Origin of the sequence: Sphingomonas sp. BE138, assembly GCF_031456125.1 — a bacterium.
In the GTDB taxonomy this organism is placed as follows: domain Bacteria; phylum Pseudomonadota; class Alphaproteobacteria; order Sphingomonadales; family Sphingomonadaceae; genus Sphingomonas.
In genome coordinates, this window is record NZ_JAVDUC010000012.1 from 20,988 (window position 1) to 41,117 (window position 20,130).

Genomic DNA, 20,130 nt, shown 5'->3' on the forward strand with positions numbered 1-20,130 from the left:
GCGTCTCCTGTTAGTGGCGGATAACAGCGTTTTTCATGTCGGGTTCCGCGGCGCAGGGGAAGGAGAACGTGATGCAAAGCAGCATTTGACGCGCTATGTGGCCGGTATGTCACAGTCGCTGTCCATTTTTTACCTTTTCGCGCGCTTCGACCCGCAGGGCGGGGATGCGTGGAGCCGGCGTGCGCTGCGGTTGATGGCGGCGTTCGGGGAGAAGGCGCGGCATACCGTCGCCGCGGATGCCTGTGTCGGGGGCGTGCCCGACGGGGTGCGCGCGACGCTGGCGCAGCAGCCGCCGCCGTTGACGGGCGCGGTGTCGGTCGCGCGCTACGAAGCGATCGCGCGGGCGATGCGCGGACACGATCTGGTGCTGAGTTTCGGGGCGGGGGCGATCGATGCGGTGATGGCGCGGCGGGCGTTTCCGCGCGACGCGCCGCCGATCGTGCATCACGAGGATGCGGAAGCCACGACGATCGGCGGCGCGGCGCGGTTGTACCGGCGCATCGCACTCGGCGCGGCGGCGGGGCTGGTCGTGCGCAGTGACGAAGCGGCGGCGCCCGCGGCGGCGCGGTGGAAGGTGGGGGGCGAGCGGCTCCACGTCATTCCCGATGGCGTCGACCTGTCGGCGTTCGCGCGCGGGCCGGACGCGAAAACGGTCGCCGGGTTCCGGCGCAAGCCCGCCGACGTGGTGATCGGCGTCGTCGCCGATCTGTCGGGCGACGGCGCAAACGGGGGCGAGGACGTGGCGCTGCTGGTGCGGGCGGTCGCGGGGCTGTCGGCGCGGTTCCGGCTGGTGGTGGTCGGCGACGGGCCGGGGCGCGCGGCGGTGGAGAAGGCGGCGCTGGCCATGGGGGTCGACGACCGGCTGGTGCTGCCCGGCGCGTTGCCGCGCAGTGCGGCGTATCTGGGCGGGTTCGACGTGCTGCTGCTGCCGCTGCGCCCCGGCCCGGCGCCGGCGGTCGTGGTCGAGGCGATGGCCGCCGGCGTGCCGGTGATGGCGCTGCGGGAGACTGCGGCGGCGGCGCTGCTGTCGGCGGAGAATGGCGCGATCCTGTCGGCGCATGCCGCGGAGGTGACGTTGCGCGACGCGCTGCAACCGCTGGCGACCGATGCGACGCTGCGCGCCGCGATCGGCGCGGCGAACCGCGCGCGCGCGGCGCAGGTGCACGACGCGGCGGCGATGATCGCGCGCTCGGCGGCGGTGTACGGCGCGGCGGCGGGGCGGCCGGGTTCACTGATGTAAGTCGCATTTCGGTCGCGTTGCGGCCCAATTGCTTTATATGGGGCGGCTTCGACAGTGATGATAACGGGAAATCGCGTGTTCAAGGGGCTTCAGCCGATCGTCTATGGAGGCCGCGAGGTCTGGCCGCTGGTGGAAGGGGGCAAGGGCGTCGCCGCGACGAACCACGCCTCGGCCGGCGCCTGGGCCGCGGCGGGCGGGATCGGCACGGTCTCGGCGGTGAACGCCGACAGCTACGACCCCGACGGCAAGATCATCCCGCAGATCTATCGCGCGCTGACCCGGCGCGAGCGGCACGAGGAACTGATCGCCTATGCGATCGAGGGCGCGGTCCAGCAGGTGCAGCGCGCCTGGGACATCGCCGGCGGCAAGGGCGCGATCAACATCAACGTGCTGTGGGAAATGGGCGGCGCGCCGCGCATCCTGCACGGCGTGCTGGAGCGGACGCGCGGGCTGGTCGCGGGCGTCACCTGCGGCGCGGGCATGCCGTACAAGCTGTCCGAGATCGCGGCGTCGTACAACGTCAGCTACCTGCCGATCGTCAGCTCCGGCCGCGCGTTCCGTGCGTTGTGGAAGCGCGCCTATTCGAAGGCGAGCGAGTGGTTGTCGGCGGTCGTCTACGAGGATCCGTGGCTGGCGGGCGGGCACAACGGCCTGTCGAACGCCGAGGATCCGCTGAAGCCCGAGGATCCGTATCCGCGCGTCAAGGCGCTGCGCGAGACGATGCGCGAGGGCGGCATCCCCGACACGACGCCGATCGTGATGGCGGGCGGCGTGTGGTACCTGCGCGACTGGAACGACTGGATCGACAATCCGGAACTGGGGCAGATCGCCTTCCAGTACGGCACGCGACCGCTGCTGACGCAGGAGAGCCCGATCCCCGAGGGGTGGAAGGCCAAGCTGACGCAGATCGAGCAGGGCGAGGTGCTGCTGCACCGCTTCTCGCCGACCGGCTTCTATTCGTCGGCGGTGCGCAACCCGTTCCTGCGCGCGCTGGAGGCGCGGTCGGAGCGGCAGATCGCGTTTTCGACGCAGGAAGCGGGCGACCATGTCTTCCAGCTCGACGTCGGGGTGAAGGGCAGGAACTTCTGGGTGACCCGCAACGACCTGCTGCGCGCGCGCGAATGGTTCGGGGCGGGCTTCACCGATGCGCTGAAGACGCCGGACAACACGTTGGTCTTCGTCACGCCGCAGGAGAAGGGCGAGATCCGCAAGGATCAGGCCGACTGCATGGGCTGCCTCAGCCAGTGCCTGTTCTCGAGCTGGGCGGATACCGAGACGAACTCGACCGGGCGGCTGGCCGATCCGCGCAGCTTCTGCATTCAGAAGACGTTGCAGGACATCGCGCACGGCGGCGACACCGACGCGAACCTGATGTTCGCGGGGCATGCGGCGTATAATTTCAAGCGCGACCCCTTCTATTCCAACGGCTTCGTGCCGACCGTCAAGCAGCTGGTCGATCGCATCCTGACGGGGGACTAATGCTGCGCGCGGCGTTGTCGCAGGTGGCGGCGGCGCTGCGCGGGGCGGAAGACCCGTGGTGGGTGATCGGCAGCGCGGCGGTGCGGCTGCACGGGGCCGATACCGCGGTGGCGGACGTCGACGTGCTGGTCAGTGCGCGTGACGCGGCGCGGATGCTGGCGGCGTGGCCGGGGACGGTGACGATCGGTGCGGCCAGCGCGCGGTTCCGGTCGCATCCGTTCGCGCGCGCCGAGGGCGGCGCGATGCCGGTCGAGGTCATGGCCGAGCTGGAGGTCCGCGCCGACGGTGCCTGGCGCCCGGTGCGGCCGGTGTCGCGCGTGCCGATCGGCGGGGTGTTCGTGCCGGAACGGGCGGAGCTTGCGGCGATCCTGCTGTCGTTCGGGCGGCCGAAGGATCTGGCGCGCGCGGCGTTGCTGGGGTGAGATTGCGGCGAGCGATCACATCTTTCCGTTCGTGCTGAGCCTGTCGAAGCACGTGCGGCGGGCGAAACGCCTGCGACCCGCATTTCGACAAGCTCGGTGCGAACGGACCGGAAAGGACGCCGAACGACGACCCTCTGGACGTGAAAACGGCGCGCCATCCAGTCCGGATGACGCGCCGCCCGCAACGCCTTCTACCCGATCAGTCGACGACGGTGCCGACCACCGCGCCGCCAACGCCGCCGACCGCCGCGCCCTTCTCGACGCTGCCGCCGGTCGCCGCCGCGACACCCGCGCCGCCGGCACCGCCGATCGCTGCACCGCGCAGCGTCGAGCAGGCGGACATCGACACGGCGGCGGTGACGAGCAGGGCGGACATGGCGATCTTTTTCATGAAGTTGCTCCCGGTTAAGATGAATGCCCGCTTAATGCCGCGCGCGCCGGGGTGGTTCCGAACGGACATGCTTCGTCACGAAGCGGTGGGCGTCACGCCCAGCCTTCGAGCACCTGATCCGGGGGGCGGTGGCCGTCGGCCCACATGCGGATGTTGGCGATGACCTTCTCGCCCGACGCGACGCGGCCTTCCCACGTCGCCGAGCCCATGTGCGGGGTCATGACCACGTTCGACAGCGCGAGCAGGCGCGGGTCGATTTCGGGTTCGTGACGCCATACGTCGAGCCCGGCACCCGCGAGGCGGCCGTTCTCCAGCGCATCGACCAGCGCATCCTCGTCCATGATCCCGCCGCGGCTGGCGTTGATGACAAACACGTGCGGGCGCAGCAGCGCGATGCGGCGCGCATCGATCAGGTCGCGGCTGTCGGCATTGAGCGGGGTGTGGATCGTCAGGATGTCGACCGCGCCGAGCAGTTCGTCGAGGTTGGGGTGCCAGACCGCATTCAGCTCCGCCTCCACCACCTTGGGCAGGCGGTGGCGATTGTGGTAATGGATCGAGAGGCCGAAGGCGCGCGCACGCCGCGCGACCGCCTGCCCGATCCGCCCCATGCCGACGATGCCGAGCGCCTTGCCGCCGATGCGGTAGCCGAGCATCCCGCCGGGGCTCCACCCCTTCCACTCGCCCGAGCGGACCAGCTTCTCGCCCTCCGCAAGGCGGCGCGGGACCGACAGGATCAGCGCCATCGTCATGTCGGCGGTATCCTCGGTCAGGACGCCCGGCGTGTTGGTGACGATGATGCCGCGGGCGCGCGCCGCCTTCAGGTCGATATGGTTCACGCCCGCACCGAAATTGGCGATCAGCCGCAGCCGCGGGCCGGCCCCGGCGATCAGCGCGGCGTCGATCGTGTCGGTGACCGCGGGGACCAGCACGTCGCAGTCCGCCATCGCCGCTCGCAGCGCGTCGCGCGACATCGGCAGGTCGTCGGGGTTGGCGGTGAGGTCGAACAATTCGGCCAGTCGCCGCATCACCACGTCGGGCAGCAGCCGCGTCACGATCACCTTCGGATGGGTGCAGCGTCGCGTATCGGCCATGCGCCCGGCTTGGCGAAAGCCCGCGCAGGCGTCAACGGTTCATGCGGCGGCCGCCCGCGGCCTTGTTGCCATCGCAGACAGTTCGTACAGGGCGGGGATAACAAGAGGGCGGACGTGAACAGGGACCAATTCTCGATCGTGGCGGCGGCGGCGGCGTGCCTTTCGCTGCTCGCCCCGATGCCGGCGGCGGCGGCGAGCGAGGAGAAGCAGCCGCCGTACATCGGCTCGATCGCGGCGGCGCGCGCGCGGATGCGGACCGGGCCGGGACGCAACTTCCCCGCGAGCTGGATCTATGTCCGCGCCGATCTGCCCGTGCGCGTGCTGGAGGCGTTCAAGGAGTGGCGCCGCGTCGAGGATCCGGACGGCACGCAAGGATGGATGCTGAAGGCTTTGCTCAGCAGCCGGCGCACCGCCATCGTGCGCGGGACCGAGCCCGCCGAACTGCGCGACCGGCCGGGCGGGCCGACGATCGTGTGGCGTGCGCAGCCCGGCGTCGTCGGGCGCGTCACGCGGTGCGGCAACGGCTGGTGCCGGTTCGACGTGAAGGGGCAGGCGGGCTTCATCCAGACCGACCGCATCTGGGGCGTCGAGGAAACGGAGCGACTGCCATGACCTTCCTGCTCGACGGGTTCGACCTCGACACGTTCGTGGCCACGACGTTGGCGGAGGACATGGGGGACGGCGGCGACGTGACCTCCGCGGCGGTGATCCCCGCGGCGGCGCGCTTCGCCGCGGTCATGGACAGCCGCGACGCGATCACCGTGTGCGGGCTGGAGATCGCGGCGGCGTTCTTCCGGCGCCTCGACCCGGACGCCGCGGTCGAGCTGCTGGTGCGCGACGGCGATCGCGTGGCGCCCGGCACCGCGCTGATGCGGGTGACGGGCGCGGCGCGCGCGCTGCTGACGGCGGAGCGATCGGCGCTGAACACGGTGCAGCATCTGTCGGGCATCGCGACGCTGACCGCGGCGTATGTCGATGCGATCGCGGGCTCGGGCGCGACCTTGCTCGACACGCGCAAGACCATTCCGGGGCTGCGACGGCTGGAGAAATATGCCACGCGCACCGGCGGCGCGCAGAACCACCGCATGGGGCTGTGGGACGCGGCGATGATCAAGGACAATCACGTCGCGGTCGCCGGCGGGGTCGGTCCCGCGGCGGCGCTGGCCAAGGCGGCGGGGATCGCGACGATCATCGTCGAGGTCGACCGGCTGGACCAGATCGCGCCCGCGATCGATGCGGGCGCCACGCACCTCTTGCTCGACAACATGGGGGCGGACATGCTGCGCGCGGCGGTGGCGATCGTCGCCGGGCGCGTGCCGACCGAGGCGTCGGGCGGGGTCACGCTGGAGACGATCGGCGCCATCGCGCGCAGCGGCGTGGACTATGTCAGCGTCGGGCGGATCACGCAGTCGGCCCCCGCCGCCGACATCGGGCTGGACTTTGCAGAACTATGAGCGAGCTGAGAAAGAAGAAGAAGCCGGTGGAGAAACGGTCGCCGCTGGCGTTCCTTGCCGCGGGTGCGCGCCCGGCGTCGATCGTGCGGTTCGAGCGGCTGTACCTGGCGTCGTTCGTGGTCTCGCTGATCGGCTGGGCGTTCAGCTGGCAGATGACCGCCGACCGGCTGGCGGTCGATCCCAAGACCGCCCAGTTCGGGTGGTTGCTGCCCGCCGCGCTGCTGCTGAGCTGCGCGATCACGCTGGCGCTGTGGTATCTGGTCGCGCGACGGGCGAGCCTGGCGGCGAAATGGGTCGTCACGGTGTTGACCGGGCTGGCGACGGTGCGGTTCGTGATCAACCTGGCGGTGGTGTTCCGCGGATCGGTGCCGGTCGTGGCGATGCTGCTGTCGGCGGCGATCGTGGCCTTGAGCGTCGCGGCGACGCTGCAATTGTTCCATGCCGATGCGAAACGGTGGTTCGGCGAGGCGCTCGAGGACGAGCACGAGGGCAGGGACGGGGACGGGGAAGACGCGGCATGACGACGGTGACGAGATGGGCGCTGGCGGCGGCGGCGGCGATCGCGCTGCCCGGCGCGGCGGGGGCGCAGGCGCTGTCGTGCGCGATTCCGGCGAACGTGATGCGGCCGCGCCCCGACCTGCCGTCCGACAGCCAGCCGGTGCGCCGCCTGCCGATCGGCAGCTACACGCTCGCGATCAGCTGGAGCCCGGAATATTGCCGCACGAACGGCGATCGGCCGAACGCACGGTTCCAGTGCGGGGGCAGCAACCGCTTCGGCTTCGTGCTGCACGGGCTGTGGCCGGACGGGATCGGCAAGGACTGGCCGCAATATTGCCGCGCGACGCCGATCCTGTCGCGCCAGGTCATCCGCCGCCATCTGTGCGCGACCCCCTCGCCGCAGCTGATGCAGCACGAATGGGCCAAGCACGGCACGTGCATGGCGGGCTACACGCCCGAGCGGTATTTCGCGCGTTCGAACGCGATGTTCCACCGCTTGCGCTTTCCCGACATGGCGCGGCTGGCGCAGGCGCCGATCACCGCCGGGCGGCTGGCGGAGGCGATCGCGGCGGCCAATCCGGGGATGCGCGCCGACATGATGCGCGTGACGGGGACGCGCGGCGGCGCGCTGGACGAGGTGTGGCTGTGCACCGACAAGAACTTCCGCTACGCGCGCTGCCCGGCACACCAGGGCGGGCTGGACCCGGCGGCGCGGATCACGATCACGCCGGTGCGGTAGGTCGTCGTTAGCGCGGCGTCTCGGGCTGACGGATCACCCCCACCGTTCGTGCCGAGCCTGTCGAAGCATGTGTCACAAGCGCTTCGTGTGGTTCACGTACCTCGACAGGCTCAGTACGAACGGCATGGGTGGTCAGGTCGTTAGCGCCATGCGCGCATCGCGGTCGCAGCGACGACGTTACCGCCTCCGCGTTAATTCTCGCATCGCTTCGTCGAGACCGTCGAGCGTCAGCGGGTACATGCGATCGGCCATCAGCTCGCGGATGATCCCGATCGAGGCGGTATAGTCCCAGTGCGCGCGTGGGAGCGGGTTCAGCCACGCCGCGGCCGGATAGGTGGCGGTCAGCCGCTGGAGCCATACCGCGCCGGCTTCCTCGTTCAGATGCTCGACCGAGCCGCCGGGTTGCGTGATCTCGTACGGGCTCATCGATGCATCGCCGACCAGCACGAGCTTGTGGTCGTGGCCGAAGCGGTGGAGCACGTCCCACAGCGGCGTGCGTTCCTGGAAGCGGCGGCGGTTGTCCTTCCACACGCCCTCGTACGGGCAATTGTGGAAGTAGAAGAATTCGAGGTGGCGGAATTCGGCGGTGGCGGCGGAGAACAGCTCCTCGCACAGCCGGACGTGCGGGTCCATCGAGCCGCCGACGTCGAGGAACAGCAGCAGCTTGACGGCATTGCGGCGTTCGGGGCGCATCGCGACGTCCAGCCAGCCGCGCCGCGCGGTGCCCGCGATCGTCGCGTCCATGTCGAGCTCGTCCGCCGCGCCCTCCCGCGCGAAGCGGCGCAGGCGGCGCAGCGCGACCTTGATGTTGCGGGTGCCGAGCTCGCGGGTGTTGTCGAGGTCGCGGAACATCCGCTGATCCCAGACCTTGACCGCGCGGCGGTGCGTCGACTCGCCGCCGATCCGGACGCCCTCCGGATTGTAGCCGGAATTGCCGAACGGGCTGGTGCCGCCGGTGCCGATCCACGTCGACCCGCCCTCGTGGCGCGCGTGCTGCTCCGCCAGCCGCTCGCGCAGCGTGTCCATGATCTGGTCCCACGACCCGAGCGCCTTGATCGCGGCCATCTCCTCGGGTGACAGATGACGCTGCGCCACCGCCTTCAGCCATTCCGCGGGAACGTCGCCGCCGGGGCTCGCGAAGCTGGTTTCCAGCCCCTTGAAGACGTGCGCGAAGACACGGTCGAACCGGTCGTAGAGTGCCTCGTCCTTCACGTAGATCGCGCGCGACAGATGGTAGAAGTGTTCGGGCGTACGGTCGATCACGTCCGCCTCGAGCGCCTCGAGCAGCAGCAGATGCTCCTTCATCCCCGCCGGGATGCCGGCGCTGCGCAGCTGGTCGAGGAAGGCGAGGAACATCAGCCGCGCTGAGGCCGTCGCGCCATGAACGCCAGCCGCTCGAACAGCATGACGTCCTGCTCGTTCTTCAGCAGCGCACCGTGGAGCGGCGGGATCGCCTTCGTCGGATCGCGGTTCTGGAGCACCTCCAGCGGCATGTCCTCGTGGAGCAGCAGCCGGAGCCAGTCGAGCAGCTCGCTGGTCGACGGCTTCTTCTTGAGCCCGGGCACCTCGCGCACCTCGTAGAAGATGTCCATCGCGCGGGCGACCAGCAGCTTCTGGATGCCGGGGAAGTGGACGTCGACGATCGCCTGCATCGTCTCGCGATCGGGGAAGCGGATATAATGGAAGAAGCAGCGCCGCAGGAACGCGTCGGGCAGCTCCTTTTCGTTATTGGAGGTGATGACGACGATCGGGCGCTGTTCGGCGCGGACGGTCTCGCCGGTTTCGTAGACGTGGAATTCCATCCGATCGAGCTCCTGGAGGAGGTCGTTGGGGAATTCGATATCGGCCTTGTCGATCTCGTCGATCAGCAGGACAGGGGACGAGGGGCGGGTGAACGCTTGCCACAATTTGCCGCGGCGGATGTAATTGGCGATATCGTGGACGCGCGGGTCGCCGAGCTGGCCGTCGCGTAGCCGGGCGACTGCGTCATATTCATAGAGGCCCTGTTGCGCCTTGGTGGTCGACTTGACGTTCCACTCGATCAGTTCGGCCCCCGCGGCGCGCGCGATCTCCTGCGCCAGCACGGTCTTGCCCGTACCGGGTTCGCCCTTGACCAGCAGCGGGCGGCGCAGCGCGACCGCGGCGTTGACCGCGACTTTCAGATCGTCGGTCGCGACATAATCCTGCGTGCCCTCGAAGCGCTGCATCCGCCGTCCCGTCCTTCATCGAAGATCGGGTATGGATAGCGTGCCCGGTCGACGGCGCAACCGCTAAGCCGCGATCACAGGTCGCTGCGCGCCGTCGCTCGCGCCTTCAGCAACTGCCACAGCCCGCGGTGCTGCGCGAGCATCTGCTGCGCGCCGAACGCCATCGCGCGTTCGACCGGTGCGCTGGCCCGCGTCGCGCGCAGGAGCGCGAGCGCCGCCGCCGCCGGCTGGGTGAAATCGTCGCCGGTGGGCAGCGCCATGCGCCTGGCGCAACTGTCGAGAACGCCGCGCACCGCCGCCCAGTCGAGCACGAAGGCGATCGCGGTGCCGGTCGCGCAGCCGAGCCGGTCGGAGCGGGCGAGCATCTCCAGTGCGTTGCGCTGTGCCAGGATCGCGGCCTGCGACGCGGCCTGGCCGGGGGTGGAGGGGAGCGGACCGGCGGCGGCGGTCAGCCGGACGAGCAAGGCGCGCTCGGCGCTCATCGCGGCGGCGGCGCGGTCCAGCCAGTCGCGCGCCGCCGGGTCGATACCGCTGGCGCCGGCCTGGTCGACGATGCCGGGGAAGGCGCCGTGGATGACGCACAGCGCGTGCACGGCATCGGCGATGTCGCGCAGCGTCGCGGACGGCTGCGTCAGCGCGCGCGCGTGCGGCGACGCCGCCGTACCGTCCGCGGCCACCATCGCCAGGATCGTGTCGACGCACCCGCCCGGGCGCTTATCCAGTGCGATGGTCACGCATTCCTCCGCTTGAGAACCGTACCGCACCGCAGCGCGGGCGACGGATCGGGGGTAGCGGAGGAGCGTAAAGTTCGGGTTTACGGGCGGCGGAAAGATGACCGGCCGGCAATCGGGGTTGCCGGCCGGTTAACCTTTACTGGTCGAGGAAGCTGCGCATCTTGCGGCTGCGCGACGGGTGCTTCAGCTTGCGCAGCGCCTTGGCCTCGATCTGGCGGATGCGCTCGCGGGTCACCGAGAACTGCTGCCCGACCTCCTCCAGCGTATGATCGGTGTTCATGCCGATCCCGAAGCGCATGCGCAGCACGCGCTCCTCGCGCGGGGTGAGGCTGGCGAGGACGCGGGTGACCGTCTCCTTCAGGTTCGCCTGGATCGCCGCGTCGACCGGGATGACCGCGTTCTTGTCCTCGATGAAGTCGCCCAGGTGGCTGTCCTCCTCGTCGCCGATCGGCGTTTCGAGGCTGATCGGCTCCTTGGCGATCTTCATCACCTTGCGGACCTTCTCCAGCGGCATCGACAGCCGCTCGGCCATCTCCTCCGGGGTCGGCTCGCGGCCCTGCTCGTGCAGGAACTGGCGGCTGGTGCGCACCAGCTTGTTGATCGTCTCGATCATGTGCACCGGGATGCGGATCGTGCGTGCCTGATCGGCGATCGAACGCGTGATCGCCTGGCGGATCCACCAGGTGGCATAGGTCGAGAACTTGTAGCCGCGGCGATACTCGAACTTGTCCACCGCCTTCATCAGGCCGATGTTGCCCTCCTGGATCAGGTCCAGGAACTGCAACCCGCGGTTGGTGTACTTCTTGGCGATCGAGATCACGAGCCGCAGGTTCGCCTCGACCATCTCCTTCTTGGCGATGCGCGCCTCGCGCTCCGCCTTCTGGACCATGTTGACGATCCGGCGGAACTCGCTGAGCGCCATGCCGGTCTGCTGCGAGATCTCGCTGATCTCGGTGCGGATGCGATCGACCGCCGCGACCTCGTTGGTCGCGAACGCCGTCCACTTCTTGTCGAGGCCGCTGACCGAGGCGAGGAAGCCCTCGTCCAGCTCATGCCCCATATAGCGGTCGAGGAAGTCCTTGCGGTTGACCTTGTGCCGCTCGGCCAGCCGCAGCATCTGCCCGCCCAGCGTCGTGAGGCGCCGGTTGTAGCTGTACAGCTGGTCGACCAGATACTCGATCTTCGTCTGGTGGAACTGGACGCTCTCGACCTCGGCGGTCAGGTCCTCGCGCAGCTTCTGATACTTGCGCTCCTCGGCCTGCGACAGCTCGACGCCGTTGCCCATCGCCTCCAGCCGGCTCTCCTGCATCTTGGAGAACTTGCGATAGATGGCGGTGATGTTGGCGAACTTCTCCAGCGCCTGCGGCTTGAGCGTCTCCTCCATCTGCGCCAGGCTGAGGGTATTGTCCTCCTCCTCGTCGTCGCTGGGACGCGGCGCGCGGCGCTCGGTCATGTCGTCGTCGTCGTCGGCGGGAGCCTCCTCCGGCTCTTCCTCGTCCTTGAACTGCGGCCCGGCGTTGGACGCACTGATCTCGCCCGTGTCGTCCTCGGCGCCCTCCACCTGCTCGGCGGACGGCCCCTTCGACAGCATCGCGTCGAGATCGACGATCTCGCGCAGCTGCATCGTGCCTTCGTTCAGCGCGGTCGACCAGTCGATGATCGCGTTGAAGGTGATCGGGCTTTCGCACAGCCCGAGGATCATCGTGTCGCGGCCGGCCTCGATGCGCTTGGCGATCGCGATCTCGCCCTCGCGCGACAGGAGCTCGACCGCCCCCATCTCGCGCAGGTACATGCGGACGGGATCGTCGGTGCGATCGACCGTCTCCTTCTTCTTCTCGACCGCGGGCGCCGAGCCGTCGACCTCGCCGCCGTCGACGGCTTCCTGCTCGTCGTCGTCGGCGCGCTCCTCGCTCTCGCCGTCCTCGCCCGCTTCCTCGTTCTCGACGATGTTGACGCCCATCTCGTTGAGCGCCGACATCACGTCCTCGAGCTGGTCGGACGACATCTGGTCCTGCGGCAGCGCCTCGTTGAGCTGGTCGTAGGTGATGTAGCCGCGCTTCTTGGCGCGCGCGATCAGCTTCTTGATGTTCGCGTCATTCAGGTCGATCAGCGGGGCATCGGCCACTTCCGCGCCTTCGTCACCACCGCCACCGTTCATCTTCGCCATCAATCGTCCTCGGGTCCAAGCGCGCGGGCGTCTTCGTTTGCCTGCACCAGATTTGCAAGCCGCTCGTCCAGCGCCCGCTGTTCGTTCACCAATGCCACCTGTCGTTCGAACGCCTCGGCGGTGAAATGCGTCTTCATCGCGGAGGTTGCCTCCGCGAGCGCCGCATCCACCTCCGGCCGTGCGACAAGGACCGCGATCGCCTCGTCGAGGTCGTCGCGCGCCTGCCGCTCGTCGCCGCCGGCGCGGGTGAACGAATAGGGCATCGTATCGGCTCTCAGAAGATCGTGGGCGATCGCCTCGAAACCGGACCGTGCCAATATGGTGACCATGCGCCCGCTATCAAGCGGCGCGGTGCGGCGATCCTCCAGCGCGACGTCGACCACCGCCTCGAACAGCCGGCCGAGCGCGCCGTCGGCCAGTTTCAGGCTGCCCAGCACCTCCATGTGGCGCGCGATCTCGGCCGGGTGGCGGATCAGCCCGGCGAGCACCGCCTTGGCGAGCACGCGGTCGATGTTGCCGGCGGCGCGGACCTTCTTGGCATCGTCGGTCACCGGCGGGGCGGGCGGGGTCCATTTCTGGCCCGGCTTGCGCTGCCCCATCGGATAGAAGGGCTGGCGTTGCTGGAACGGCTGGCGCTGGCGCGCGAAACGGTCGTCGAAGCGGTGGCGGAACTCGGCCTTGTACTCGGCCTTGACGGAGGGGTCGGCGATCGTCTCCGCCAGATCGGCCAGCCGCTTGCGCAGACCGGCGCGCTGCTCGGGCGTGTCGAGCGGTTCGGCGGCGAGCTCGTGCTTCCACAGCCGGTCGGCCAGCGGCTCGGCCTCGCGGACCAGCGCCTCGAACGCCGCCGCGCCCTTGGCACGCATCAGGTCGTCGGGGTCCTGCCCCTCGGGCAGCGTCACGAACGACAGGCTGCGGCCGGGCGCCAGCATCGGCAGCGCACGGTGCGCGGCGCGGATCGCGGCCTTCTGCCCGGCCTTGTCGCCGTCGAAGCACAGGGCGGGCACGTCGACCACGCGCCACAACCGCTCCAGCTGCTGCTCGGTCAGCGCGGTGCCGAGCGGGGCGACCGTCTCGCCGATGCCGCCCTGCGCCAGCGCGATCGCGTCCATATAGCCCTCGACCACGAACAGCCGCGCGGTCTTGCGCGCGGCCGGAAGCGCGCGGTCGAGGTTGTAGAGCGTGCGGCCCTTGTCGAACAGCGGCGTGTCGGGCGAGTTGAGATACTTCGGCTCGCCCTCGCCGATGATCCGCCCGCCGAACGCGATCACGCGGCCGCGCGGATCGCGGATCGGGATCATCAGCCGGCCGCGGAAGCGATCGTAGGGTTCCTTCCCCTCGACCTGGATCAGCAGCCCGGCCTCGACCAGCATGTCGTCGCCGAAGTCCTTGAGCGCGGTGCGCAGGCGGCCGCGCGCGTCGGGGGCATAGCCGAACGCGAACGCCTTGCGGGTCGCGTCCTTGATCCCGCGGCGGTCGAGCAAAGCGCGCGCCTCCGCGCCGTCGATGCCGTTCAGCTGTTGCGCGAACCAGTCGGCGGCGGCCTGCATCACGTCGTGGAGCGACTTGGCCCGCTCGGCACGCTGCGCGGCGCGCGCATCGGGGGCGGGGACCTCCATGCCGGCGGCGGCGGCGAGTTCCTTCACCGCGTCCATGAACGGCAGGCCCTGGTGATCGGTCAGCCAGCGGATCGCATCGCCGTGCGCCGAGCAACCGAAGCAGTGATAGAAGCCCTTGTCATCGTTGACGTAGAAGCTGGGCGTCTTCTCGTTGTGGAACGGGCAGCAGCCCTTCGACTCGCGACCGGCGCGGGTGAGCTTGACGGTCTTGCCGACGAGCGCGGTCAGCGAGGTGCGCGCGCGCAGTTCGTCGAGGAAGGCGGGGGTGAGGGTCATCTACTCCCCTCCCGCTTGCGGGAGGGGTCGGGGGAGGGAAGCGCGGTCAGCGCTGTCTCGATACGCTGCACCACGCCCGCTGTGCGTTCCGTCACGTCGTGGTTCCAGAAGCGTATCACCGTGTAACCAAGACCTTCCAGATAGCGCGTCCGAGTCGCGTCTTTGTCACTTTGCCATTCATGCTGGCCGCCATCTACCTCGACGACGAGACCGACGGATCGCGCTACGAAGTCGCAGATGTACGGCCCGATCGGCACTTGGCGGTTGAAACGCGTGCCTGCAACCTTCCTGGCAGAGAGATGCTGCCACAGCAGGCGCTCGGCGGAGGTGGCTTCGCGACGAAGCCGTTGTGCTTTGGTGCGCTGCTCCATCTGCCCTCCCCCGACCCCTCCCGCAAGCGGGAGGGGAGTTTGCCTCACCCCAGCGCCGCCTTCACCAGTCCGCTCGCCTTGCTCATGTCGAGCGTCGTCGCGTGCCGCGCCTTCAGCTCGGCCATCACGCGGCCCATGTCCTTCATGCCCGACGCGCCCAGATCGGCCTTGATCGTCTCGATCGCCGCCCTGGTCTCCTCCTCGCTCATCTGCGCGGGCAGGAAGCGTTCGATCACCGCGACTTCCGCCGCCTCCGCCGCCGCCAGTTCGGCGCGGCCGCCCTGTTCGTACATCGCGATCGATTCGCGGCGCTGCTTGACCATCTTCTGGAGCACCTCGATCACCAGCGCGTCGTCGTCCGCGGGCGCCGCGCCGGTGCGCGCTTCGATATCGCGGTTCTTGATCGCGGCCTGAATCAGACCGATAGCGCCGCGCGCTTCCTTGTCGCCGGCCTTCATCGCCGCGATCTGCGCTGCCTTGATGTCGTCGCGAATCATCCACTCGTCCTTAACCGATTGACGCATCGCCGATGCGTCTCTAGCGGGCGGGGCTTAGCGACATTGCCGACCCATTCAAGGAGTGCCCGCCGATCATGGCCGAGCCTGAGTTTCCGCACGCCCCCATGCCCGAAGGCGCCACCGGCGTTCTCGTCCTGGCCAATGGCGAGGTCGCGTGGGGCCGAGGCTTCGGCGCGGAGGGCGCCGCGGTCGGCGAAGTGTGCTTCCACACCGCGATGACCGGCTATCAGGAGATCATGACCGATCCGTCCTTCGCCGGGCAGATCATCACCTTCACCTTCCCGCACATCGGCAACGTCGGCGCGAACCCCGACGATATCGAGGCGGACAACCCGCATGCGCTGGGCATGATCGTTCGCGAGGACCCGACCGCGCCGTCGAACTTCCGCGCGATGGAGAACCTCGACGGCTGGATGAAGCGTCACACGCGCATCGGGCTGGCCGGCATCGACACCCGCGCACTGACGCGCCGCATCCGCTCCGGGGGCGCGCCGAACGGCGTCGTCGCGCATTCGCCGACGGGCGACTTCGATCTCGACGCGCTGCTCAGGATGGCGCGCGGCTGGCCGGGGCTGGAGGGCATGGACCTCGCCAAGGACGTGACCCGCGAGACGCACGGCACGTGGGCGGGCGGGATCTGGCGGCTCGGCTTCGGCTACGACGCCGGCGACGAGGGCGAGCGCCCGCACGTGGTCGCGATCGACTATGGCAGCAAGTTCAACATCTTCCGCAATCTGGTTCAGGCTGGGGCGAAGGTGTCTGTGGTGCCCGCAGCCGCGACCTTCGACGAGATCATGGCGCTGAACCCGGACGGCATCTTCCTGTCGAACGGCCCCGGCGACCCCGCCGCGACCGGCGAGTACGCCGTGCCGGTGATCCGCCAGCTGCTGGATACGAGCAAGCCGCTGTTCGGCATCTGCCTCGGCCACCAGTTGCTGGCACTTGCGGTCGGTGCGCGCACGACCAAGATGTTCCAGGGCCACCGCGGCGCGAACCACCCGGTCAAGCGCGTGACGGACGGCGCGGTCGAGATCACCAGCATGAACCACGGCTTCGCGGTCGAGCGCGAGTCGCTGCCCGCGAACGCACGCGAGACGCATGTGTCGCTGTTCGACGGGTCGAACGCGGGGCTGGAGCTGACCGATCGCCCGGCGTTCAGCGTGCAGTACCATCCCGAGGCGAGCCCGGGACCGCAGGATAGTTTCTATCTGTTCGAGCGGTTCGTGGGTTCGCTAGGTAAATGAGCGTATTGGTCGCACTTGCCATGCAGGTTGCGGCGCAACCGAGCCAGCGTCGCCATGAAGTGACCCAGGCTGACCTGCACGCAATGGCAGACGCATGTCATGTCCCGCGTGACACGGTCGTCATGAATGGCAGCGTGGTCGTGTTTCGCAGCGGCCCGAATGTCGATTTCACCCAGACTGAGTGCGTGCTCAGAAAAGTCAGCGCAGTCGTGCCGATGAACAGGATCTCCTTCATCGGCAACGCACCAGCTTCGGAAGAGAACTAATGCCCAAACGCACCGACATCTCCTCCATCCTCGTCATCGGCGCGGGTCCGATCGTCATCGGGCAGGCGTGCGAGTTCGATTATTCGGGCACGCAGGCGATCAAGGCGCTCAAGGAAGAGGGCTATCGCATCGTTCTGGTCAATTCGAACCCGGCGACGATCATGACCGATCCCGAACTGGCCGACGCCACCTATGTCGAGCCGATCACGCCCGCGGTCGTCGCGAAGATCATCGAGAAGGAGCGCCCCGACGCGGTCCTGCCGACGATGGGTGGGCAGACCGCGCTGAACACCGCGCTGGCGCTGTTCCGTGACGGCACGCTCGACAAATTCGGCGTGACGATGATCGGCGCCGATGCCGATGCGATCGACAAGGCCGAGGATCGCCTGAAGTTCCGCGACGCGATGGACAAGATCGGGCTGGAAAGCGCCCGCAGCCATATCGCGCATACGGAGGCGGAGGCGCTGGTCGGGCTGGAGAAGGTCGGGCTGCCCGCGATCATCCGCCCCAGCTTCACGCTGGGCGGCACCGGCGGCGGGATCGCGTACAACCGCGAGGAATTCGTCGAGATCGTCCGCAAGGGGCTGGACGCGTCGCCCACCACCGAGGTGCTGATCGAGGAATCGCTGCTCGGCTGGAAGGAATATGAGATGGAGGTGGTCCGCGACCGTGCGGACAATTGCATCATCATCTGCTCGATCGAGAACGTCGATCCGATGGGCGTCCATACGGGCGACTCGATCACCGTCGCGCCGGCGCTGACGCTGACCGACAAGGAATATCAGATCATGCGCAACGCCAGCATCGCGGTGCTGCGCGAGATCGGCGTCGAGACCGGCGGGTCGAACGTGCAGTTCGCGGTCAATCCGAAGGACGGCCGCCTGATCGTGATCGAGATGAACCCGCGCGTGTCGCGGTCCTCGGCGCTGGCGTCGAAGGCGACCGGCTTCCCGATCGCCAAAGTCGCGGCCAAGCTCGCGGTCGGCTATACGCTCGACGAGATCGAGAACGACATTACGGCTGCGACCCCGGCGTCGTTCGAGCCGACGATTGACTACGTCGTCACCAAGATCCCGCGCTTCGCGTTCGAAAAGTTCAAGGGCGCGGAAGCCGTCCTCGGCACCGCGATGAAGTCGGTCGGCGAGGTGATGGCGATCGGGCGCAACATCCACGAATCGATGCAAAAGGCATTGCGCGGGCTGGAGACCGGGCTGTCGGGCTTCAACAACGTCGACCGGCTGGTCGGCGCGCCGCGCGCCGAGATCGAGGCCGCGCTGGCGGTCGCCTCGCCCGACCGGCTGCTGGTCGCGGCCCAAGCCCTTCGGGAAGGCTTCACCGTCGCCGAAGTGCACGCAATCGCGAAGTACGATCCGTGGTTCCTGGAGCGGATGGCCGAGATTGTCGCGGCCGAGGCCGAGGTGATGAAGGACGGCCTGCCGATCGACGCGGCGGGCATGCGCCGGCTGAAGGCGATGGGCTTCTCCGACAAGCGGCTGGCGTGGCTGGCGCTGCAATCGGCGAACCTGCGCGGCATGAGCCGCGGGATCGCGCGCGGCTCGGGGCTGATCCACGAGGCGGTGAAGGCGATGACCGGCGGCGTGACCGAGGACGAGGTGCGCGAGCATCGCCTGAAGCTGGGCGTGCGCCCCGTCTTCAAGCGGATCGACACCTGCGCGGCGGAGTTCGACGCGAAGACGCCGTACATGTACTCGACCTACGAGGCGCCGAGCTTCGGCGAGCCCGAGAACGAGGCGCTGCCGTCCGACCGGCGCAAGATCGTGATCCTGGGCGGCGGGCCGAACCGGATCGGGCAGGGGATCGAATTCGATTACTGCTGCTGCCACGCCTGCTTCGCGCTGGCGGATGCCGGCTATGAGACGATCATGGTCAATTGCAATCCGGAGACGGTGAGCACCGATTACGACACGTCGGACCGCCTGTATTTCGAGCCGCTGACCGCGGAGGACGTGCTGGAGATCCTGCACGTCGAACAGTCGAAGGGCGAGCTGGTCGGGGTGATCGTGCAGTTCGGCGGGCAGACCCCGCTGAACCTCGCGCGCGCGCTGGAGAAGGCCGGGATCCCGATCCTCGGCACCAGCCCCGACGCGATCGACCTCGCCGAGGACCGCGAGCGCTTCGCGGCGCTCGTCAACCGGCTCAAGCTGCTCCAGCCCGCCAACGGCATCGCGCGCAGCCGCGAGGAGGCGCTGAACGTCGCCAATCGCATCGGCTATCCGGTGCTGATGCGTCCCAGCTACGTGCTGGGCGGGCGCGCGATGGAGATCGTCGACAGCGACCAGCAGCTGGAGGATTATATCCAGACCGCCGTCCAGGTGTCGGGCGATGCGCCGGTGCTGATCGACCAGTATCTGCGCGACGCGATCGAGGTCGACGTCGACGCGATCTGCGACGGCACCGACGTGGTGGTCGCCGGCGTGCTCCAGCATATCGAGGAGGCGGGCGTCCATTCGGGCGACAGCGCGTGTTCGATCCCGCCCTATTCGCTGCCCGCCGAGATCGTCGCCGAGATCGAGCGGCAGGCCGAGGCGCTGGCGCACGGGCTGAACGTCGTCGGGCTGATGAACATCCAGTTCGCGGTGAAGGACGGGCAGGTCTACCTCATCGAGGTCAACCCGCGCGCCAGCCGTACCGTGCCGTTCGTCGCCAAGGCGATCGGCGCGCCGATCGCCAAGATCGCCAGCCGCGTGATGGCGGGCGAGCGCTTGCGCGACCTGCCGAAGATCGACCGCGACATCGACTATTTCGCGGTCAAGGAAGCGGTGTTCCCCTTCGCACGCTTCCCCGGCATCGATCCGGTGCTGTCGCCGGAGATGAAGAGCACCGGCGAGGTCATGGGCATCTCGCCCGATTTCACCACCGCCTTCGCCAAGTCGCAGCTGGGCGCGGGCACCGTCCTGCCGACCAGCGGTGCGGTGTTCGTCAGCGTGAAGCCCGGCGACAAGGACGCGATCGTCCCCGCGGTGCGCGCGCTGGTGGAGGCCGGGTTCGCGATCGTCGCGACGACCGGCACCGCCGACCATCTGTCGCGTGCCGGGTTGCCGGTCGAGACGGTCAACAAGGTCGCGCAGGGCCGTCCGCATATCGTCGACCGGATCAAGGACGGCGCGATCGACCTGATCTTCAACACCACCGAGGGCTGGCAGAGCCTGAAGGATTCGCAGCCGATCCGCGCCTCGGCGGTGAACGGCAAGGTGCCGTATTTCACCACCGCCTCGGCGGCGGTGCAGGCGGCGCAGGCGATCCGCGCGGCGGTGACCGGCGATGGTGAACGCAACCTTGAAGTACGGCCGCTGCAATCCTATTATTCGCAGCCGCACAACTGATCCCCGGACATTCGTGCTGATGGCAGGGGCGGCTTCTTAGGGAGGGGCCGCCCGGGGACGCGTTTTTACG

At 68.8% G+C, this 20,130-nt stretch carries 19 protein-coding genes; 10 read left to right on the forward strand and 9 right to left on the reverse strand.

Annotated elements, in window-relative coordinates; all coding sequences use genetic code 11:
* The first annotated feature begins 85 nt into the window (after positions 1–85).
* The 3 genes from J2Y58_RS14645 to J2Y58_RS14655 all read left to right on the forward strand — a co-directional run bounded on the left by J2Y58_RS14645 (position 86) and on the right by J2Y58_RS14655 (position 3,141).
* Positions 86–1,240 (forward strand): glycosyltransferase family 4 protein, encoded by a 1,155-nt coding sequence (locus J2Y58_RS14645; protein WP_310104460.1) that lies wholly within the window; start codon positions 86–88, stop codon positions 1,238–1,240.
* 75 nt (positions 1,241–1,315) lie between these two features.
* Positions 1,316–2,719, forward strand: coding sequence for a nitronate monooxygenase (locus tag J2Y58_RS14650; RefSeq protein ID WP_310104465.1), 1,404 nt, complete (start codon positions 1,316–1,318; stop codon positions 2,717–2,719).
* Entirely contained in the window at positions 2,719–3,141 is a 423-nt protein-coding gene (locus tag J2Y58_RS14655) for a hypothetical protein (protein WP_310104468.1), read from the forward strand. The genes J2Y58_RS14650 and J2Y58_RS14655 overlap by 1 nt, the downstream gene beginning before the upstream one ends.
* A 199-nt stretch (positions 3,142–3,340) precedes the next feature.
* Here J2Y58_RS14655 and J2Y58_RS14660 read toward each other — a convergent pair whose 3' ends face one another.
* Both J2Y58_RS14660 and J2Y58_RS14665 read right to left on the reverse strand, forming a co-directional pair.
* Positions 3,341–3,532, reverse strand: coding sequence for a hypothetical protein (locus tag J2Y58_RS14660; RefSeq protein ID WP_022685883.1), 192 nt, complete (start codon positions 3,530–3,532; stop codon positions 3,341–3,343).
* Positions 3,533–3,624: 92 nt separating this feature from the next.
* On the reverse strand, positions 3,625–4,623 hold the full coding sequence (locus J2Y58_RS14665; RefSeq protein WP_310104471.1) for a D-glycerate dehydrogenase: 999 nt from the start codon (positions 4,621–4,623) through the stop codon (positions 3,625–3,627).
* Positions 4,624–4,737: 114 nt separating this feature from the next.
* On the opposite strand from J2Y58_RS14665, the gene J2Y58_RS14670 reads away from it, so the two are divergent.
* From J2Y58_RS14670 to J2Y58_RS14685, 4 genes are read left to right on the forward strand one after another with little or no spacing between them, the layout of a single operon-like run.
* A complete protein-coding gene (locus J2Y58_RS14670; protein WP_310104474.1) occupies positions 4,738–5,235 on the forward strand; it encodes an SH3 domain-containing protein in 498 nt (165 codons plus the stop codon).
* On the forward strand, positions 5,232–6,077 hold the full coding sequence (nadC, locus tag J2Y58_RS14675) for a carboxylating nicotinate-nucleotide diphosphorylase (RefSeq protein ID WP_310104476.1): 846 nt from the start codon (positions 5,232–5,234) through the stop codon (positions 6,075–6,077). The genes J2Y58_RS14670 and nadC overlap by 4 nt, the downstream gene beginning before the upstream one ends.
* Positions 6,074–6,598 (forward strand): hypothetical protein, encoded by a 525-nt coding sequence (locus J2Y58_RS14680; protein ID WP_310104479.1) that lies wholly within the window; start codon positions 6,074–6,076, stop codon positions 6,596–6,598. Before nadC ends, J2Y58_RS14680 begins: the two co-directional genes overlap by 4 nt.
* Positions 6,595–7,314 carry a ribonuclease T2 gene (locus J2Y58_RS14685; RefSeq protein WP_310104483.1) on the forward strand — a complete coding sequence of 240 codons (720 nt, stop codon included), beginning with the start codon at positions 6,595–6,597 and terminating at the stop codon, positions 7,312–7,314. The genes J2Y58_RS14680 and J2Y58_RS14685 overlap by 4 nt, the downstream gene beginning before the upstream one ends.
* Before the next feature lie 177 nt (positions 7,315–7,491).
* On the opposite strand, the gene J2Y58_RS14690 is transcribed toward J2Y58_RS14685, so the two are convergent.
* The 7 genes from J2Y58_RS14690 to J2Y58_RS14720 form a co-directional block, all read right to left on the reverse strand.
* The gene (locus J2Y58_RS14690; protein WP_310104486.1) at positions 7,492–8,670 is read right to left on the reverse strand and encodes a VWA domain-containing protein; all 1,179 of its coding nucleotides are present in this window, start codon (positions 8,668–8,670) and stop codon (positions 7,492–7,494) included.
* Complete coding sequence (locus J2Y58_RS14695) at positions 8,670–9,521, reverse strand: MoxR family ATPase (protein ID WP_310104488.1); 852 nt, start codon at positions 9,519–9,521, stop codon at positions 8,670–8,672. Before J2Y58_RS14695 ends, J2Y58_RS14690 begins: the two co-directional genes overlap by 1 nt.
* A gap of 74 nt (positions 9,522–9,595) precedes the next feature.
* Positions 9,596–10,255: a DUF6975 family protein gene (locus J2Y58_RS14700; protein ID WP_310104492.1), complete on the reverse strand. Its 660-nt coding sequence runs from the start codon at positions 10,253–10,255 to the stop codon at positions 9,596–9,598.
* A 136-nt stretch (positions 10,256–10,391) separates the two neighbouring features.
* A complete protein-coding gene (gene rpoD, locus J2Y58_RS14705; RefSeq protein ID WP_310104495.1) occupies positions 10,392–12,422 on the reverse strand; it encodes an RNA polymerase sigma factor RpoD in 2,031 nt (676 codons plus the stop codon).
* Positions 12,422–14,317 carry a DNA primase gene (gene dnaG, locus J2Y58_RS14710; protein ID WP_310104497.1) on the reverse strand — a complete coding sequence of 632 codons (1,896 nt, stop codon included), beginning with the start codon at positions 14,315–14,317 and terminating at the stop codon, positions 12,422–12,424. Before dnaG ends, rpoD begins: the two co-directional genes overlap by 1 nt.
* Positions 14,314–14,688, reverse strand: coding sequence for a DUF559 domain-containing protein (locus tag J2Y58_RS14715; RefSeq protein WP_310104499.1), 375 nt, complete (start codon positions 14,686–14,688; stop codon positions 14,314–14,316). Before J2Y58_RS14715 ends, dnaG begins: the two co-directional genes overlap by 4 nt.
* Before the next feature lie 44 nt (positions 14,689–14,732).
* Entirely contained in the window at positions 14,733–15,185 is a 453-nt protein-coding gene (locus J2Y58_RS14720; RefSeq protein WP_310104503.1) for a GatB/YqeY domain-containing protein, read from the reverse strand.
* Positions 15,186–15,280: 95 nt separating this feature from the next.
* Between J2Y58_RS14720 and carA the strand changes: the two genes are divergently transcribed.
* From carA to carB, 3 genes are read left to right on the forward strand one after another with little or no spacing between them, the layout of a single operon-like run.
* On the forward strand, positions 15,281–16,450 hold the full coding sequence (carA, locus tag J2Y58_RS14725; protein ID WP_310104505.1) for a glutamine-hydrolyzing carbamoyl-phosphate synthase small subunit: 1,170 nt from the start codon (positions 15,281–15,283) through the stop codon (positions 16,448–16,450).
* The gene (locus tag J2Y58_RS14730) at positions 16,447–16,716 is read left to right on the forward strand and encodes a hypothetical protein (RefSeq protein WP_310104507.1); all 270 of its coding nucleotides are present in this window, start codon (positions 16,447–16,449) and stop codon (positions 16,714–16,716) included. The genes carA and J2Y58_RS14730 overlap by 4 nt, the downstream gene beginning before the upstream one ends.
* Positions 16,716–20,060 carry a carbamoyl-phosphate synthase large subunit gene (carB, locus tag J2Y58_RS14735; RefSeq protein ID WP_310104510.1) on the forward strand — a complete coding sequence of 1,115 codons (3,345 nt, stop codon included), beginning with the start codon at positions 16,716–16,718 and terminating at the stop codon, positions 20,058–20,060. Before J2Y58_RS14730 ends, carB begins: the two co-directional genes overlap by 1 nt.
* Positions 20,061–20,130: the final 70 nt, after the last annotated feature.

Excerpts from the sequence above, each read along its gene's own strand:
- J2Y58_RS14655 (WP_310104468.1), top strand. The coding sequence starts at position 2,719 with ATGCTGCGCGCGGCGTTGTCGCAGGTGGCGGCGGCGCTGCGCGGGGCG.
- J2Y58_RS14660 (WP_022685883.1), bottom strand. The coding sequence starts at position 3,532 with ATGAAAAAGATCGCCATGTCCGCCCTGCTCGTCACCGCCGCCGTGTCG.
- J2Y58_RS14665 (WP_310104471.1), bottom strand. The coding sequence starts at position 4,623 with ATGGCCGATACGCGACGCTGCACCCATCCGAAGGTGATCGTGACGCGG.
- nadC (WP_310104476.1), top strand. The coding sequence starts at position 5,232 with ATGACCTTCCTGCTCGACGGGTTCGACCTCGACACGTTCGTGGCCACG.
- J2Y58_RS14680 (WP_310104479.1), top strand. The coding sequence starts at position 6,074 with ATGAGCGAGCTGAGAAAGAAGAAGAAGCCGGTGGAGAAACGGTCGCCG.
- J2Y58_RS14685 (WP_310104483.1), top strand. The coding sequence starts at position 6,595 with ATGACGACGGTGACGAGATGGGCGCTGGCGGCGGCGGCGGCGATCGCG.
- J2Y58_RS14690 (WP_310104486.1), bottom strand. The coding sequence starts at position 8,670 with ATGTTCCTCGCCTTCCTCGACCAGCTGCGCAGCGCCGGCATCCCGGCG.
- J2Y58_RS14695 (WP_310104488.1), bottom strand. The coding sequence starts at position 9,521 with ATGCAGCGCTTCGAGGGCACGCAGGATTATGTCGCGACCGACGATCTG.
- rpoD (WP_310104495.1), bottom strand. The coding sequence starts at position 12,422 with ATGGCGAAGATGAACGGTGGCGGTGGTGACGAAGGCGCGGAAGTGGCC.
- dnaG (WP_310104497.1), bottom strand. The coding sequence starts at position 14,317 with ATGACCCTCACCCCCGCCTTCCTCGACGAACTGCGCGCGCGCACCTCG.
- J2Y58_RS14715 (WP_310104499.1), bottom strand. The coding sequence starts at position 14,688 with ATGGAGCAGCGCACCAAAGCACAACGGCTTCGTCGCGAAGCCACCTCC.
- J2Y58_RS14720 (WP_310104503.1), bottom strand. The coding sequence starts at position 15,185 with ATGATTCGCGACGACATCAAGGCAGCGCAGATCGCGGCGATGAAGGCC.
- carA (WP_310104505.1), top strand. The coding sequence starts at position 15,281 with ATGGCCGAGCCTGAGTTTCCGCACGCCCCCATGCCCGAAGGCGCCACC.
- J2Y58_RS14730 (WP_310104507.1), top strand. The coding sequence starts at position 16,447 with ATGAGCGTATTGGTCGCACTTGCCATGCAGGTTGCGGCGCAACCGAGC.
- carB (WP_310104510.1), top strand. The coding sequence starts at position 16,716 with ATGCCCAAACGCACCGACATCTCCTCCATCCTCGTCATCGGCGCGGGT.